This window comes from Pseudomonas sp. JC1203, assembly GCF_056175065.1.
Window position 1 is genome coordinate 136,837 of the sequence record NZ_JBWCAM010000003.1, and the last position, 15,977, is coordinate 152,813.

At 65.7% G+C, this 15,977-nt stretch carries 14 protein-coding genes; 3 read left to right on the top strand and 11 right to left on the bottom strand.

The features are described from left to right. Positions 1-21 precede the first annotated feature (21 nt). The 3 genes from AC0SZ7_RS06005 to AC0SZ7_RS06015 all read right to left on the bottom strand — a co-directional run bounded on the left by AC0SZ7_RS06005 (position 22) and on the right by AC0SZ7_RS06015 (position 2,601). On the bottom strand, positions 22-447 hold the full coding sequence (locus AC0SZ7_RS06005; protein ID WP_475503512.1) for a hypothetical protein: 426 nt from the start codon (positions 445-447) through the stop codon (positions 22-24). A gap of 29 nt (positions 448-476) precedes the next feature. Beyond that, positions 477-1,244, bottom strand: a complete 768-nt coding sequence (locus AC0SZ7_RS06010; RefSeq protein ID WP_475503513.1) for a COG4705 family protein — start codon at positions 1,242-1,244, stop codon at positions 477-479. A 154-nt stretch (positions 1,245-1,398) separates the two neighbouring features. Beyond that, the gene (locus tag AC0SZ7_RS06015) at positions 1,399-2,601 is read right to left on the bottom strand and encodes an NAD(P)/FAD-dependent oxidoreductase (RefSeq protein ID WP_475503514.1); all 1,203 of its coding nucleotides are present in this window, start codon (positions 2,599-2,601) and stop codon (positions 1,399-1,401) included. A gap of 162 nt (positions 2,602-2,763) precedes the next feature. Between AC0SZ7_RS06015 and AC0SZ7_RS06020 the strand changes: the two genes are divergently transcribed. Continuing rightward, positions 2,764-3,294: an RrF2 family transcriptional regulator gene (locus AC0SZ7_RS06020; RefSeq protein ID WP_416424723.1), complete on the top strand. Its 531-nt coding sequence runs from the start codon at positions 2,764-2,766 to the stop codon at positions 3,292-3,294. Between the two features lie 73 nt (positions 3,295-3,367). Here the strand turns inward: AC0SZ7_RS06020 and AC0SZ7_RS06025 are convergent, their stop codons facing one another. The 8 genes from AC0SZ7_RS06025 to AC0SZ7_RS06060 form a co-directional block, all read right to left on the bottom strand. Beyond that, positions 3,368-4,999: a methyl-accepting chemotaxis protein gene (locus AC0SZ7_RS06025; protein ID WP_475503515.1), complete on the bottom strand. Its 1,632-nt coding sequence runs from the start codon at positions 4,997-4,999 to the stop codon at positions 3,368-3,370. A 526-nt stretch (positions 5,000-5,525) separates the two neighbouring features. After that, a complete protein-coding gene (locus AC0SZ7_RS06030; RefSeq protein WP_475503516.1) occupies positions 5,526-5,933 on the bottom strand; it encodes a protein-tyrosine phosphatase family protein in 408 nt (135 codons plus the stop codon). 59 nt (positions 5,934-5,992) lie between these two features. Continuing rightward, complete coding sequence (locus AC0SZ7_RS06035; protein ID WP_475503517.1) at positions 5,993-7,240, bottom strand: OprD family porin; 1,248 nt, start codon at positions 7,238-7,240, stop codon at positions 5,993-5,995. Between the two features lie 93 nt (positions 7,241-7,333). Next, positions 7,334-8,680 (bottom strand): MFS transporter, encoded by a 1,347-nt coding sequence (locus tag AC0SZ7_RS06040; RefSeq protein ID WP_475503518.1) that lies wholly within the window; start codon positions 8,678-8,680, stop codon positions 7,334-7,336. Positions 8,681-8,842: 162 nt separating this feature from the next. Beyond that, entirely contained in the window at positions 8,843-9,256 is a 414-nt protein-coding gene (locus AC0SZ7_RS06045; protein ID WP_475503519.1) for a hypothetical protein, read from the bottom strand. Next, positions 9,253-9,459 (bottom strand): hypothetical protein, encoded by a 207-nt coding sequence (locus AC0SZ7_RS06050; protein ID WP_475503520.1) that lies wholly within the window; start codon positions 9,457-9,459, stop codon positions 9,253-9,255. Before AC0SZ7_RS06050 ends, AC0SZ7_RS06045 begins: the two co-directional genes overlap by 4 nt. Positions 9,460-9,588: 129 nt before the next feature. Continuing rightward, a complete protein-coding gene (locus tag AC0SZ7_RS06055; RefSeq protein WP_475503521.1) occupies positions 9,589-10,842 on the bottom strand; it encodes a HAMP domain-containing sensor histidine kinase in 1,254 nt (417 codons plus the stop codon). Next, positions 10,839-11,522, bottom strand: coding sequence for a response regulator (locus AC0SZ7_RS06060; RefSeq protein WP_475503522.1), 684 nt, complete (start codon positions 11,520-11,522; stop codon positions 10,839-10,841). Before AC0SZ7_RS06060 ends, AC0SZ7_RS06055 begins: the two co-directional genes overlap by 4 nt. A gap of 225 nt (positions 11,523-11,747) precedes the next feature. On the opposite strand from AC0SZ7_RS06060, the gene bamA reads away from it, so the two are divergent. Beyond that, positions 11,748-14,114, top strand: a complete 2,367-nt coding sequence (bamA, locus tag AC0SZ7_RS06065) for an outer membrane protein assembly factor BamA (RefSeq protein WP_475503523.1) — start codon at positions 11,748-11,750, stop codon at positions 14,112-14,114. A gap of 88 nt (positions 14,115-14,202) precedes the next feature. Further along, the gene (locus AC0SZ7_RS06070) at positions 14,203-15,906 is read left to right on the top strand and encodes a tannase/feruloyl esterase family alpha/beta hydrolase (RefSeq protein WP_475503524.1); all 1,704 of its coding nucleotides are present in this window, start codon (positions 14,203-14,205) and stop codon (positions 15,904-15,906) included. The last annotated feature ends 71 nt before the right edge of the window (positions 15,907-15,977 follow it).

Here is a 15,977-nt window from a genome sequence, read left to right on the forward strand (position 1 = left end):
ATTGATCGGCGCACGCCTGGGTTACTGGCCGCCCTGCAGCGCGGTGAACGTCGCCAGCAGCGCGGCCATCGCCGCCTGGCAATCCTGCTGCACCGGTGTGCTGGCGCGCAAGGCCTCCAACGCCTTGTCGATGGCATCGTCGAGCTTGTGCCAGTCGCCGGCGGCGCGTGGCTTCAGGCCCGCCTCGGCGCCGTCCCAGGCCAGTTCCAGGTCCTTGATGCGGGTTTTCGCCGCGGGCAGCTGTTGCTTGTCCACCAGCCCGGCCACATCCGTGGCGATGGCCTTGAACGCCGCCAGGTCGCCCAGCCGCGAGGCCGAGGGTTGCGTGCTACCGGCAGCGGCGGGCTTGGCGGCTTCCTGCGGTTTCGAACAGCCGGTCGCTACGCCCAACAGGGCAATGGCGGCGAGAATTGCGGTTTTACGCACCAGGTGTTTGACGTAAAGCATAGGTATTTCCTTGAGGTAGGGTGAGAGGTTCAGTGGGCGAGGCGCTGGCGGCGGCTGACGCTCCATTGCGCCACGCTGACCAGCATCAGGATCACGCAGAGGAAGATCGCGCTGGTCCAGGCGGCGCCCATGCCCAGGCCGCCGTAGGTCCTGGCCTGGGTGAGCAGGTCGCCCAGGGAGGCGCCGAACGGCCGGGTAAGGATGTAGGCGAGCCAGAAGGTCAGCACGGCGTTGCCGCCCAGGCGCCAGGCCACCAGGGTGGCGGCGATCAGCGCGCCGAATATCATTGCGCCCAGGCTGAAGCCCAGGCCCAGCGCCTCGGTGGCCAAGTCGCCAGCCGCTGTGCCCAGGGCGAAGGTGCAGAGCACCGTGGCCCAATAGAACAGCTCACGGCGCGGGGTGACGATGGCCTGGATGGACAGGCTGCGCTCCACCGCGTACCAGGCCGCGAACAGCAGCGCCAGCAGCACCGAGAACACCGCCGTGCTGGCGTACAGGCTGACGCCCAGGTTATCGGTGAGCACATCGGTGATCTGGGTGCCGACGATGCTCACCAGCACCACCGACAGCCAGTACACCCAAGGGGTGTAGGCGCGGGTGCGCAACTGGGTGGCCAAGGCGATGGCCAGCAGCACGGCCATGCCGGTGCTGGTCACCGCCTGGCCGAGGCCGACGTCGACGGCCAGGTAGTCGGCGCAGGTTTCGCCCACGGTGGTGGACATGATCTTGATGACCCAGAAGGACAGCGTCACTTCGGGGACCTTGTTCAGCCAGTCGGCTGCGGTGAGAGGTTTCATGGCTGGGCTGCTCCGATTCACGATGGGCAGAAGCCTACGCAGCGAAACTTAGCCCAGCCTGAGCAACAAACCCCGTAGCAGCGGCCAAAGGCCGCGTCCGCAGACACCACGGTGCCAGGGGACGCGGCCTTTGGCCGCTGCTACGGGTTTGGCGTCAAGCGATCGGGATGAGTGGGTCGGCGGCCGCCCAGGCGGCGTCGCGGTCGGCGGCCGGCGGGTAGATCCACACGGTGTTGATCTGCGTCTTCAGCGCCTTGGCTTCCTCGCGCACCAGTTTCACCTGGCGGTCCCAGCCCTCGGTGTACACCGCGCCCCAGGCGCCCAGGTCCAGGCAGGTGACGTACTTGGGCTGGCGGTACGGCAGCGGCGCAAGGCCCAGCACCTGGGCGGCGACGTTGTAGCCGCTGAAACGGCCGAGCATGATCGCGTGCTGGCAGGTCATCAGCGCGTGGTTGCCCAAGTCATCTGTGGCGGCGTGGGCGACGTCGCCGGTGGCAAAGATGTCATCCTGGCCCAGCACCTTGAGGCTGCTGTCCACGTGCAGGCGGCCCAGGGCATCACGCTCGCCGGGGATCTGCGTGGTCAGGCCGTGGGCGCGCACACCAGTGGTCCAGATCACCGTGCTGGCTTCGATGCGCTGGCCGTCATCAAGGGTCACGCCCTGCTCGTTCACCGCCACCACCGAGGCCTGCAAGCGCCAGGTCACGCCCAACTCGTCGCTGGCCTGGGCAATGGATTCGGCGATTTGCGCGCCCATGCTGCCGCCCACCTGCGCGCCGCGGTCGACGATGATGACCTCCACCGCCGCGTCATCGCCTAGGATTTCACGCAACCGCGCCGGCATTTCCGCAGCGGTCTCGATACCGGTGAAACCACCGCCCGCCACCACCACAGTGTTGCGCGCACGGCTGGCAGGCTGCTTGGCCAGGCCCTTGAGGTGGGCCTCCAGGCGCATGGCCTGCTCGATCTGGTCCACGTCAAAGGCATGCGCGGCCACACCAGGGGTGTCGGGCAGCGCCAGGCCGCTGCCGGTGGCCAGCACCAGCTTGTCGTAGCTCACCGCCTGATTCGCACCGTGGGCGTCGGTGTAGCGCACCAGCTTATGCGCCACGTCGATGGACTGCGCCGCGCCCTGAATGAACTCCACACCTACGGCATACAGCAATTCACCGATGGGCGCCGCCAGGCGGTGGGCGTTCGGCTCGTAGAAGCGCGGGCGAATGCGCAGCTCGGGCTGCGGTGCCAGCAGGCTGACGCGGGTGTCGTGGTGACCGTGCTGGTTGAACAGGCGGGTAGCGCCCAGGGCAGTCCATACACCGCCGAAACCGGCACCAAGGATGAGGATGTGCTGTTGCATGCTGCGCTCCAGATTGGCAAGAGAGGCGACTGTGCTGCGCCTCGATAACTACGACTATATTGATCGTAGTTTGTTTTGGCAATCCCCCGTCCATCGGACAGGCTGCGTTGCTGGCCTGCAACGCCACTGCTAGAATGGCGACTCATTCAGTCGGAGATTCCCATGTCGCTCTACAGCGCGGGCGTTGAATACGGCATCCATTGCCTGATTTTCCTGGTGGGCCCGGGGGGCGACAGCCGCGAGGCCAGCGTGCGCGACCTGGCCGACCTGCAAGGCGTGCCCCAGGACTACCTGGCGAAGATTTTCACCAAGCTGGCCAAGGCGAAATTGGTGGCGGCCACAGAAGGCGTGCGCGGCGGCTTCCGCCTGGCGCGGCCGGCCGACGAGATCAGCCTGCTGGACGTGGTCAACGCCATTGACGGGCGCAAGCTGATTTTCGATTGCCGCGAGATCCGCGGCCGCTGCGCGCTGTTCGACGGCGAGCCGCCGGCGTGGGCACTGGAAGGCGGCTGCGCGGTGCACGGCGCCATGCTCACGGCGCAGCAACGCATGGAAGAGGCGCTGGCGCAGCAGACCATCCTGGACATGGCCCGCAAGGTGGGGCGCAAGGCCCCGGCGGAGTTTGGCGGGCAGGTGGATGAGTGGATCAATGAGCGGCGCGACCGCAAGATTCAGGTCACGTCAGTGCCCTGAGCATGTGGGAGCTGGCTTGCCAGCGAGCTTTTGAGGCCCGAAAAACTCGCTGGCAAGCCCGCTCCCACAGTGACTACACGCGGAACCGGCGCAGCACGCTGTCCAGCTGCTGGCTCAAGGTTTTCAACTGCGCGCTGGCGCCGTTGGATTGCTCCGCTGCCTGCGCCGCGTGGCGGGACAGTTCAGCGGCCTGGGTGACGTTCTGGTTGATGTCTTCCACCACGTGGGACTGCTGCAGCGTGGCGCTGGCGATGGAGGCATTCAGGCCGTTGAGTTTATTCAGCGCCTGGCGAATGGAAGCCAGGCTCTGGCCGGCCAGGTTGGCCTGTTCGATGGTGAGCTGGGAGGCGCGGCTGCTGTCGCCGATCACCTTCACCGCGGCGTCGGAATGGCGTTGCAGGCGCTCGGTCATCGCCTGTATTTCCGCCGTCGATTTCTGCGTGCGCTGGGCCAGCAGGCGCACCTCGTCGGCCACCACCGCGAAGCCCCTGCCCTGCTCCCCGGCGCGCGCCGCTTCGATGGCAGCGTTGAGCGCCAGCAGGTTGGTCTGCTCGGCAATGGAGCTGATGACCTCCAACACGCCGCCAATCTGCGTGCTTTCGCTGGCCAGGGTGCGAATCACCTCCACCGCCTGGTCGATAGTGCCGGACAGTTGGTCGATTTGCCGCAGGCTGCTGTCGATATTGGCCTGGCCGCGCTGGGCCTCGGACTCGGCGTCGCGCATCTCGCTTGCTGCGTGCTCGGCGTTCTTCGCCACGTCCTGCACGCCATAGGTCACCTGGTTCACCGCGGTGGCCACCAGTTCCATCTGCTGGGACTGCTGCTGGCTGCGCGCCTGCGACTGGTCGGCGTCCACCTCCAGCTCGCCGGAGGCCTGGCCCAGGCGCGTGGCCGATTGCTGCAGGTCGCTGACCACCTGGCGCAAGGTGGCGACGAATGCGTTGAAGTGGCGGGCCAGCTGGGTGACCTCATCGTTGCCGTGCTCTTCCAGGCGCCGGGTCAGGTCGCTGTCACCGCTGGCGATGCTGGCCATGGCCTGCACAGCGGTGTTCAGCGGGCGCACGATGCTGCGCGCGATCACAATCAACAACACCGCCATGATCACAATGATGCCCAGGCTGATGGCTGCGGCCTTTAACACCTGCTGGTGAAACTCGGCCTCGACGTCATCCACGTACACCCCCGAACCGATGACCCAGCCCCACGGCGCGAACAGGCTGATGTACGAGGTCTTCGCCACCGGCTCGCTGGCGCCGGGCTTGGGCCAACGATAATTCACCACCCCACCGCCCTGGGCCTTGGCCACCGCGACCATGGCGTTGAACACCTCGACGCCGTCCGGGTCCTTGATGGCCGAAAGGTCCTGGCCGATAAGTTTGGGGTTGGCCGGGTGCATGATCATCACCGGGCGCAGGTCGTTGATCCAGAAGTAGTCGGTCTGGTTATAACGCAGCCCGCCCACCGCCGCCATGGCCTGCGCCTGGGCCTGCTCGCGGGTCAGGGTACCGGCGGTTTCCAGGCCGTGGTAGTAACCCAACAGCCCGCTGGCGGTCTGCACCACGTGCATGGTTTTCTGCGCCTTGGCGTCGTACAGGTCGTCGTGGATCTGCTTGACCATCGCCACTGCCATGGCGCACAGCATCAACGCTGCCACCAGCAGGATCAGCCACAGGCGGCGGCTGATGGAAAGATTGCGCATGTTCATGTCCGCTACTCCGTGCATTGTTTTTGTTATGGCCTTCTAGAGGCCATCGGCGCGGGGTGCGGGAAATGAAGGGGCCAGGTGCCGGTGTACCGGCATTAGGCGTAAACGCCGTGCAGCGAAGCTGCACAGGAAGTGCACTCGATCAAGCGTGTGATCTGGCTTGTGATCTGCTGTTGATCTGGCTCTTGATTTTGATTGTATGCCCCGTAAAGCGCCCGGGCCGACTGGAGGCGTCGATCAACGGGCTGCCCGAAGGGCCGAGGCCGCAGGCCGAAGAGACGGTAACCCGCAGGCTTCTATAGCGGGTGCCGTCTGCCCGTTGAGCGGCGCCGGAAGGAGGGGACCCGTAGCGCAGCGCAGGGCCCAAGCAGGGGCAAGCCCTTTTTGCTTACTTTTTGGCTGGGCCGGCACACCGGGCGACTGCCAAAAAGTGAGTCGGCGTAAGGCCGAAACGGTCGGTGGTCGCACCGCGAAAATGGATATGTCCGAATCCCTCAGAAGCGAGTGTTGGCCGAAAAAGCGCGTTTCACGCGTTTTCCGCCGCGATCTGGTCGGAGGCAGCGACATAGTCGGCCTGGAACTGCGGCGACTCGATCCAGGCCAGGGCCTGGGCTTCGTCGGCGCCGGCGGACCATTGGCGATATTCCAGCAAGGCCGCAAGGATAAAGTCCATGGCCCCCTCGTCACCTTCCTGCTCAAACACCAGCACCAGCAGCGGGTGCGACAGGAACGCCTTGCACATGGCCTGCTGGCTCACCGCCTCGGCATCACGCATCAGCTTGAACAGATCGGTGAGGTCCACCGATTCAAAGTCGATGCGCTCATCGTTCGGGTCCAGTTCCACGTCAGGGGCGGCGGCGCGCTTGACGCGGTTCGCTTTGGCCTTGGTCTTGGCGCGGGCGGCGCGTTTGTCTTGCTTGTGGGTGGCGGCCATGGGGCGCAGTTCCGTATTGCTGGAAAAACGCCCATGTTACCGCAAGCAGGCGCCCGTGGTCAGAACAGCGACAACGGGTAGCTGACAATCAGGCGGTTTTCGTCGAATTCGTTGGTGCTGTAGTCGCGACGAATGCTGGAATTGCGCAGGCGCACGTTGAGGTCCTTGAAGGTGCCGCTTTGCAGGGTGTAGGCGATTTCGCTCTCGCGGCCCCACTCCTTGCCGTCGGTGATGGTGCCGCTGTGCACGTTGCTACCGCTGATGTAGCGGTTCATCAAGGTCAGGCCGGGAATGCCCAGGGCGGCGAAGTTGTAGTCGTAGCGCAGCTGCCAGGAATGCTCCTGGGCGCTGTCGAAGCTGGAGTTGTAGCTGTCGTTGGCCAGGGTGCCGCCGCTGGTGCCGTTGACGCGCATCCAGGCGTTCTTGCCGGTCAGTTTCTGCAGGCCTACCCACAGGGTGCCGCCGCCGTAGCGGGCAGAGAACATGCCCGACATGGTGCGGTTGTCGAGGTCGCCGTCCAGCGCCGAGCCGTCTTCCTTGCCCCAGAAGTAACCCAGGTTGGCGCCCAGGGTCCAGGCGCCCACGGCCTGGCTGTGCAGCAACTGCACGTATTGCTGCTGGTAGATGTCTTTCAACTGCGCGTTCCACACGCCCACCAGCGTGTGTTTGTCGTTGAAGGTGTACTCGCCGCCGGCGAAGTTGAAGCGGTCGGAGGTACCGGCGGTGTTCCCCTGCATGAACATGTCGGTCATGCTCGAATCGTTGCGCGGGCTGTTCTGGCGGAACTGCCCGCCGTACAGGGTCAGGCCCTCGATTTCCTTGGAGGTGAGTTGCCCGCCCTGGAAGGTCTGCGGCAGCGAGCGGCCGTCGTCGGAGCGCAGGATAGGCAGCACCGGCATCCACTCGCCCACCTTCAATTCGGTCTTGCTGATTTTCATTTTGCCGGCCACGCCCAGGCGGCCGAAGCTCGATGCCGGGTCACCGTCGCCATCCACCGGTAACAGTTGCGAACCACCGCTGCCGCCACCACCGTTGAGCTTCACCGAGTACAGGCCCAGCACGTCGACGCCAAACCCTACCGGCCCTTGGGTGAAACCGGAGCGGGCGTCGAGGATGAAGCTCTGGGTCCACTCCTCCGCCTGGTTCTGGCCGTAGCCGGCGTTGGTGAAGTTGCGGTTGAGGTAGAAGTTGCGCAGGTTCAGGTTGACCGTGGCGTCATCGACGAAGCCTTCCGCCATGCCGTCCAGGGGCAAGGCCGCCATCAGGGCCAGGGTGCTGACAAAACGCGGGTTGAAGGGCTTTTTCATTGTTATTGTTTTCCATTTGTGTGCGGCAAAGGAGCTCCGCACGCCCTGGTGAACCAGGGCGCCGGAGGTGAAGCGGGAAAGGTGAAGCGCGGGTCAGGCGGCCGGGCTGGCCGCCAAGGCCTGGCCGGCGCGGCGCTTGGCCACGCCGTTGAGCAGGATGGCCGCGGCGGCGAAGAACGCCGGCACGCCCAGCATGGCGAACAACACTGGCAGGCTCAGGCCCATGCTCAGCACGGCGCCGCCGATCAGCGAGCCGAAGATGGCGCCGAAGCGGCCGATGCCCAGCATCCAGCTGACGCCGGTGGCGCGGAAGTCGGTGGGGTAGTAGCCCGGGGCGAAAGCGTTGAGGCCGGTCTGTGCGCCGCTCATGAAGAAGCCGGCGGCGATCACGCCCACGGCCAGCAGGCTGGACTCCAGGCTGAACGCGCCCAGCAGCAGTATGCACGCGCCGCCCAAGGCATAGGAGGTGGCGATGACGCGGTTAGGGTTGCGACGGTCCATGACCCAGCCAACGAAGATGGCGCCCACGGTGCCGCCAATCTGGAACAGGCCGGTGATGGTGGCGGCGCGTTCGATGGGCAGGCCACCGTCACGCAGCAGGGTCGGCAGCCAGCCCATGGTCAGGTAAATGACCATCAGGCCCATGAAGTAGGTGGTCCACAGGGCCAGGGTGCCGGCGCGGTAGGTGTCGGTGAACAGCTTGCTGATGGGCGCCTTGTCCTGCGCCGGCGGCTCGCTGAGGGTGAAGGTGGTGTTGGCGTCGAACTGCCCGCCCAGCTTGTTCAGCACGCGGGCGATGGTGGCTGCGGGGGCGTTGCGGCTGGCCAGGAAGCGCGGCGATTCAGGCAACAGCAGCCACAGGAACGGCAGCAACGCCAGGGGCAGCAGGCCGCCCACCAGCAGCACCGACTGCCAGCCATGCAGCGGGATCAGCCAGGCGGCCACCAGGCCACCGCCACCCGAGCCCAGGTTGAAGCCGGTGAACATCACGGTGATGAACAGCGAGCGGTTGCGCTGGGGCAGGAACTCGCTGAGCAGCGTGGTGGTGTTGGGCATGGCGGCGCCCAGGGCGACACCCGACAGCAGGCGCAGGCCGGCCAGTTCCCAGGGGTTGCGGGCAAAGGCGCAGGCCAGGCTGAGCACGGCGAAGCCGGTCACGGCCAGCAGGAGGATTTTCTTGCGGCCCAGGCGGTCGGCGTACGGGCCGGCGGTCAGGGCGCCGATGGCCAGGCCGATCATGCCGGCGCTCATCACCGGGCCGAAAGCGGCCTTGGTCAGGCCCCATTCCTGGGTAAGCGAGGGTGCGATGAAGCCCATCACCGCCACGTCGAGGCCGTCAAACACCACGACCAGGAAGCACAGCGCCATGATCAGCCATTGGTAGCGGCCCACGGGCCGTGAGTCGATCCACCCTTTGATGTCGACGGAGTCGTTGCGCATGTTGTTTCACCTTGTTGTTTTTGTAAGGTTGCCGTGGCCTCTGCGGGCCAGCGGGTGTTGCAGTGGCTGCGACTGTACGTCGAGTGAGGGGCGGCGCGCCTGCGGGTTATGGTTAAGCAGGTATGTGATTTGTTTATCGGGGTGGAACGGGCGTGCCGCTTTTCAGTCCTTGGCGAACTGAAAGCGGCGTTCCTGGGAAATGAGCCGGCGGGCGGCGTCTTTCAGCGGCTCGGGGCATGGCAGGTCGGTGATGCGCGCGATCAGCCGGACGTTGCTGCCCAGGGTGTGTACCTGGGGCTGCACCAGGGTCTTCATCTGGTGGGCGACCTTGAAGATGTCTTCGGCGCAGCGGCCGTCGAAGTCGCCGTGCAGTTCCAGGAACTGGCCACTCTTGTCGTGGTGGATCTGCAGGTGGTAGCGCTGCGAGCCGTCACGGCCGCCGCTGCCCAGCAGCACCGGGGTGAAGCCCTTGCCCAGGTAAGCGCGCAGCTGGTCCTGCAGGGCATCCTGAATGGCCAGCGGTACTTCTTCGAACAGGGGTTTGGGGCGGGCCTTGAGTTTGCGCTTGAGCTTCACAATGCGCCCTCCACCGCCTGCCACGGCAGCTGCACGGCCACCGGGTGCTGGAATGCGAAGGCGTAGCCGGCCACCTGGGCCTGCACCACGTTGAAGTCGCAATAGCTGGTGAACGCGGGGAAGACCACCTCGGCCGCGTAGGGGCCGCGCATGCGTTTGTCCAGTAGCAAGGTCAAGCCGACAGAGCGTATCAAGTCTTTCATCATCACCTCGAAAGCAGGAAACTGCGTCGCGCCTGGCGCTCCATGCGCAACTGGCGCCTCGGGGCAAAGCTTAAGCGGGGCGCGGGTTCAAGGCGGTCAAGGGGATGTAATATTGGGTAAAGATGCCGCTCAATCCCGGCGCGGCAGGTGAATGGCCACGCTCAGGCCGCCGTCGGCGAGGTTGCTGGCGCTGATGCGCCCGCCGTGCAGCTCCACTGCGCGCTGGGCGATGGCCAGGCCCAGGCCGAAACCGGGCTGGTCGGTGCCGCGCTCGAAGGGGTTGAAGATGCGCTGCAAGCGGTGCGCTTCGACGCCTGGCCCCTGGTCGGTGATGCGCACCCGCAGGCAATCGGCCTCGACGTTGGCCACCACCCGCACGGTGGTGGATGGCGCGGTGTAGCGCACGGCGTTGCGCACCACGTTCTCGAAGCAGCGGTACAGCAGCTCGCCGCTGACCCGGCTGACAAACGCGGTGGGCGCCTCCAGCTGCACCTGGCAGTCCTTCATGCCGGCTTCGAACTGCGCGTCGTCGACGATGTCGGCCAGCAGTTCGGTGACGTCCAGGCGCTCGCTGTCCAGGCTTTCCGGGCGCCCCTGAACGCGGGCCAGGGTCAGCAGCTCTTCGATGAGGATGTCGATGCGCTCGGACTCGCGTTCGATGCGCCCCAGCATTTCCAGGCGCTCGGGGCTCTGCAGCAGCAGGCCGATGGCAGCACGCATGCGCGTCAGCGGCGAGCGCAATTCATGGGAGATGTCGTGCAGCAGGTGCTGCTGGGCGTCCACCAACAGCTTGAGCTGGGTGGCCATGCGGTCGCAGTCCTCGGCCAGGTCCACCAGTTCGTCGCGGCGCCGGCCCATCTTCGGTTTCACCCGGGTGTCGAAGCGGCCCTGGGCAACGTTGCGCATGGCCCGGCGCAGGTGCACCAGCGGCCACACCAGGTAGTAGGCCAGGTACCAGCTGAACAGCGCGCTCATCACCGTGCCCACCACCAGCGGAATAGCGTGGCTGGGGCCCTTGCCCTCCGGCGAGCCGGGGTCTTCGGGGGCGCGCAGGGTCACCACCTGGCCGTCGCTGGCGGTCACCGGCAGGCTGTAGGCGTTCGCCGGCACCGGGCTGCCGGCCAGCAAATGGCCCTGCGGGTCATACAGGCCGATGCGCTTGCCATGCAGGTCGTCAGCCCACACCGTCAGCAGCGGCTTGCCAGCGTCCACGCCGAAGCGCTCGATGACGTGCTGGGTGTTGAAGAACACCGTACCGATCTGCGGGTCACCGGGGAAGAACCGCCCGATCAGCAGGATGGCCAGCCCCACCAGGAAGGTCAGGGTGGTGGCCAGCCAGAACGCCAGGAACAGCTTCCAGAACAGCCGGCTGGGCCTGATCATTCGGCAATCAACAGGTAGCCCAGCCCGCGCACGCTCTGTATCCAGGCCTTGGCGTCCGGCCGCGGGCCCAGCTTCTGGCGAATGCTGCTGATGTGCACGTCGATGCGCCGGTCATAGCGGGTCAGCGGCCGGCCCAGGGCGTTGATGGACAGGTTCTGCTTGCTGACCACCTGGCCTGCATGGCGCGCCAGCTCTTCGAGCAGGCTGAATTCGGTGCTGGTCAGGTCCAGCGCGGCGCCTTCCCAGGTGGCCTGGCGCTTGCCCGGCCACAGCACCAGGGTGCCGGTACGAATGGTGTCGGTAGGCGGGGCGTCCTGAGGCTGCACCCGGCGCATGATGGCCCGCAGGCGCGCCACCAGTTCCCCCGGCGAGCTGGGCTTGGGCACGTAGTCGTCGGCGCCCAGTTCAAGGCCGGTGATCTTGTCGATGTTGTCGCCACGGGCGGTCAGCAGCAGCACCGGCACCTGGCTGCTGGCGCGGATGCGGCGCAGCACCTCGATGCCCGACAGGCGCGGCAGCATCACGTCCAGCACGACGATGCTGTAGCGCCCGGACAGCGCCTGCACCTCGCCCTCCTCGCCGGTGTGCACGGCGGTGGCGTGGAAACCTTCACGCTCCAGATACTCGGCGAGCATCTCGGTCAGCTCCTCGTCATCGTCGACCAGCAATACGGAAATCATGGCGCACTCTTGATTGGGTATCGGTCGATTATCACCGTAGACCTCTTTGCCGTCACCGCAACTTGCGCAACCTTTACCTAACTTGACATTGGGTTAACCGCACCGAACTTCCCGGGCTTTTATGCTTCACCCCCCAAGCCAAGCGACCGCGCGGCGCCTTGCCTTACCGCGAGCCCCTGCGGTGCGCCTGGGCTGTCTGTCGAAGCGTCCCTGGAACCTGTCCTGATGAATTTGTCGCGCCTGCTCTGCTCGGTTGTACTGGTGGCCAACGCCACCCTGGTGCACGCCGAAGCGTTCAAGATTTCCGATATTCGTGTCAACGGCCTGCAACGGGTGTCCGCCGGCAGCGTTTTCGGTGCCCTGCCCTTGAACGTCGGCGATGAAGCCGATGACAGCCGGCTGGTGGAGTCAACCCGTGCGCTGTTCAAGACCGGCTTCTTTCAGGACATCAACCTGAGCCGCGATGGCACCATCCTGATCATCAACGTGGTCGAGCGCCCGTCCATCTCGTCCATCGAGATCGAGGGCAACAAGGCCATCAGCACCGAAGACCTGATGAAGGGCCTCAAGCAGTCAGGCCTGGCGGAAGGCGAGATTTTCCAGCGCGCCACCCTGGAGAGCGTGCGCAACGAGCTGCAGCGCCAGTACGTGGCCCAGGGCCGGTACTCGGCCACCGTCGATGCCGACGTGGTGCCGCAACCGCGCAACCGCGTGAGCCTGAAGATCAAGATCGACGAAGGCAGCGTGGCCGCCATCAAGCACATCAACGTGGTGGGCAACACGGTGTTCTCCGAGCAGGAGCTGACCGACCAGTTCACGCTCAAGACCAGCAACTGGCTGTCGTTCTTCAAGAACGACGACAAGTACGCCCGCGAAAAACTCTCCGGCGACCTTGAGAAACTGCGCTCGTATTACCTGGACCGCGGCTACATCAACATGGACATCACCTCTACCCAGGTGTCCATCAGCCCGGACAAGAAAAGCGTGTTCATTACCGTCAACATCAGCGAAGGCCAGCGCTACACCGTGCGCGACGTGAAGCTGTCCGGCGAGCTGAAGGCCCCGGAAGACCAGGTCAAGGCGCTGCTGCTGGTGCAGAAAGGCCAGGTGTTCTCGCGCAAGCTGATGACCACCACCAGTGAGCTGATCACCCGCCGCCTGGGCAACGAGGGCTACACCTTCGCCAACGTCAACGGCGTGCCGGAAACCCACGATGACGACCACACGGTCGATATTACCTTCGTGGTGGCACCGGGCAAGCGCGCCTACGTCGACCGCATCAACTTCGTCGGCAACACCAAGACCGACGACAAGGTGCTGCGCCGCGAAATGCGCCAGATGGAAGGCGGTTGGGCCTCCACCTACCTGATCGACCAGTCCAAGACCCGCCTGGAACGCCTGGGCTACTTCAAGACCGTGAACGTCGAGACCCCGGCCGTGCCCGGCAAGGACGACCAGGTGGACGTCAACTACAGCGTCGAGGAACAGGCCTCGGGCTCGATCACCGCCAGCGTCGGCTTTGCCCAGAGCGCCGGCCTGATCCTGGGCGGCTCCATTACCCAGAGCAACTTCCTGGGCACCGGCAACTACGCCAGCATCGGCGTGACCAAGTCCGAATACCAGACCAAGTACAACCTGGCGTATACCAACCCCTACTTCACGCCCGACGGCGTGAGCCTGGGCTACAACCTGTTCTACAACAAGACCGACTACAACGACTACTACGACGACGGCGTGTCGTACTACTCGATCAACAGCTACGGCGCCGGCATGACCTTCGGCTACCCGATCAGCGAAACCACGCGCATGACCTACGGGCTGACGCTGCAGCACGACGACATCAGCCCGGGCACCTACAGCGCCGACGAAATCTACGACTTCATCCAGCGCAACGGCGAGAGCTTCACCAACCTCAAGGCCAGCGTGGCCTGGTCGGAATCGACCCTCAACCGCGGCGTGCTGGCCAACCGCGGCCACTCGCAGAGCCTGAGCTTCATGGCCACGGTGCCGGGCAGTGACCTGACGTTCTACAAGGTCGACTACACCGGGCAGACCTTCCTGCCCATGAGCAACACCACCTCGATCCGCCTGCACACCAAGCTTGGCTACGGCAACGGCTACGGTTCCACCGACGGCCTGCCGTTCTACGAGAACTACACCGCGGGCGGCGAAGGCAGTGTGCGCGGCTTCAAGAGCGGCACTCTGGGCCCGCGCAGCACGCCGGCCACTGGCGCCTACTCGTCCATGGGCCAGGAATACTACTCCGACCGTGACACCGACGCCCTGGGCGGCAATATCCTGATCACCGGCGGCGCCGAATACCTGTTCCCGATGCCGTTCATCAAGGACCAGAAGTCGTTGCAGACCTCTATTTTCTGGGACTTCGGCACCGTGTACTCGGACAAGTGCTACCTTTCCACTACCCAGAACTGCGGCAACGTGAGCCTGGACCAGATGGCGGCGTCCATCGGCGTCGGCGCTACCTGGTACTCGCCGCTGGGCCCGCTGACCTTCAGCCTGGCGTTGCCGATTCGCAGCCCAAGCGGCTCCGAGGCGCAAGTGTTCCAGTTCTCCCTGGGCCAGACGTTCTAAGCCCTTCATGACGCGGCCTGCGGCCGCTGCCACGGTGCACCCGTAGCAGCGGCCGCAGGCCGCGTCCGCCACTCCCAAGGACCCTGTCATGAAGACGTTCCCGATCGCCGCTTTGCTGGCCCTGCTGCTGGCCGGCACTGCCCACGCCCAGGGCATCGCCGCCCTGCCCGTGGTACAACCCACCCAGACCTGCGCCGCCTTGAAAACCCAGGACCTCACCGCCCTGGGTGGCGCCGGCAGCCACATCACCAGCGCCAGTGAAACCACCGACAACGGCATCAGCCATTGCGTAGTGCAAGGCACCCTGGCCCCCACCATCGGTTTCCGCGTCAGCCTGCCTACCCGCACCTGGACCCAGCGCTACCTGCAGGTAGGCTGCGGCGGCCTGTGCGGCAACATCGCCACCCAGGTGGGCGCAGCCCAAGGGTGCGTGCCGCTGGACACCGGTGGCTTCGTCACCGCCGCCACCGACATGGGCCATGAGGGCAACAGCAGCGAGTTCGGCCAGGACCCGCAAAAGCGCGTCGACTTCGCCTATCGCAGCCAGCACCTCACCGCTTTGGTGGCCAAGCAGCTGATCAAGGCGTTCTACGGCCAGCCGCAGGCATACGCCTACTTCAACGGCTGCTCGGACGGCGGCCGCGAGGCGCTGATGGAGGCGCAGCGTTACCCCGATGATTTCAACGGCATCATCGCCGGCGCCGCGGCGCTGAACTTCCAGGTGCAGAACGCCCTGTACCACGCCTGGCAGGCCCGCGCCAACGAAGGCCCGGACGGCAAGGCCATTCTGGTGGCCAGCCGCCTGGGCCTGCTGCATGACGCCGTGCTGGCCCAGTGCGACGCCCAGGACGGCCAGGCAGACCGGCTGATCAGCGACCCACGCAGTTGCCACTTCGACCCCGCCACTATTCAGTGCAAGGCCGGGCAAGCCACCGACCAGTGTCTGACCGCCGCCGAAGTGGGCGCCGTGCGCAAGCTGTACGACGGCCCCCGTGACCCCGACAGCGGCCAGCGCTTGACCATCGGTGGCCCGCAACCGGGCTCGGAACTGGCGTGGGCCGGGGTGTTCGTGCCGATGGCCGCCGACCAGCCGATCTTCAGCCAGAAGATTGCCCTGGACGCGCTGCAGAACGTCAGCTTCGCCAGCAACCCCACGCGCACCCTGACCATTGCCGACGCGACGTTCGACAAGGCCACCTTCGACCGCTTGCGTACCCTGCACCCGCTGTACGACGCCACCAACCCCGACCTCTCGGCGTTTGCCGGGCGTGGCGGCAAGTTGATCATCTGGCACGGCTGGGCTGACCCGCACATCTCGCCGCTCAACAGCCTGGCCTACCACCAGGCGCTGCGCAAGCAGATGGGCGAGGCCCGCAGCGAAGCGTTCGAGCGCCTGTACCTGCTGCCCGGCGTGCATCATTGTGGCGGCGGCGAAGGCCCCGGCGAGCTGGACCTGCTGACGCCGATGATGAGCTGGGTTGAGCGCCAGCAGGCCCCGGACATGATCCTCACCACCCAGGCCACGCCCAAGGCGCAAAGCTTCGGCGCGCCCATGGCGCTACCTGCAGGTGCGGCCAAGGCCATGGGGCCAATGAGCCTGCCCGTGGCCGCGGCCGACCAGGCCAACGCCGGCCGCACCCGGCCGCTATACCCCTTCCCGGCGGTGGCGGTGTACAACGGCAGCGGCGACCCGCAGCTGGCGGCCAGCTACCACCGTGGCGGGCCGATCGACAGCACGCCGACACCGGCCTGGATGGGGGCTGATTTCTTCACCCCGTACAAACCGATGTAGCAGCAACTGCCTTTGTGGGAGCTGGCTTGCCAGCGAGCTGTTCAGGCCCTGAAAAACTCGCTGGCGAGCCA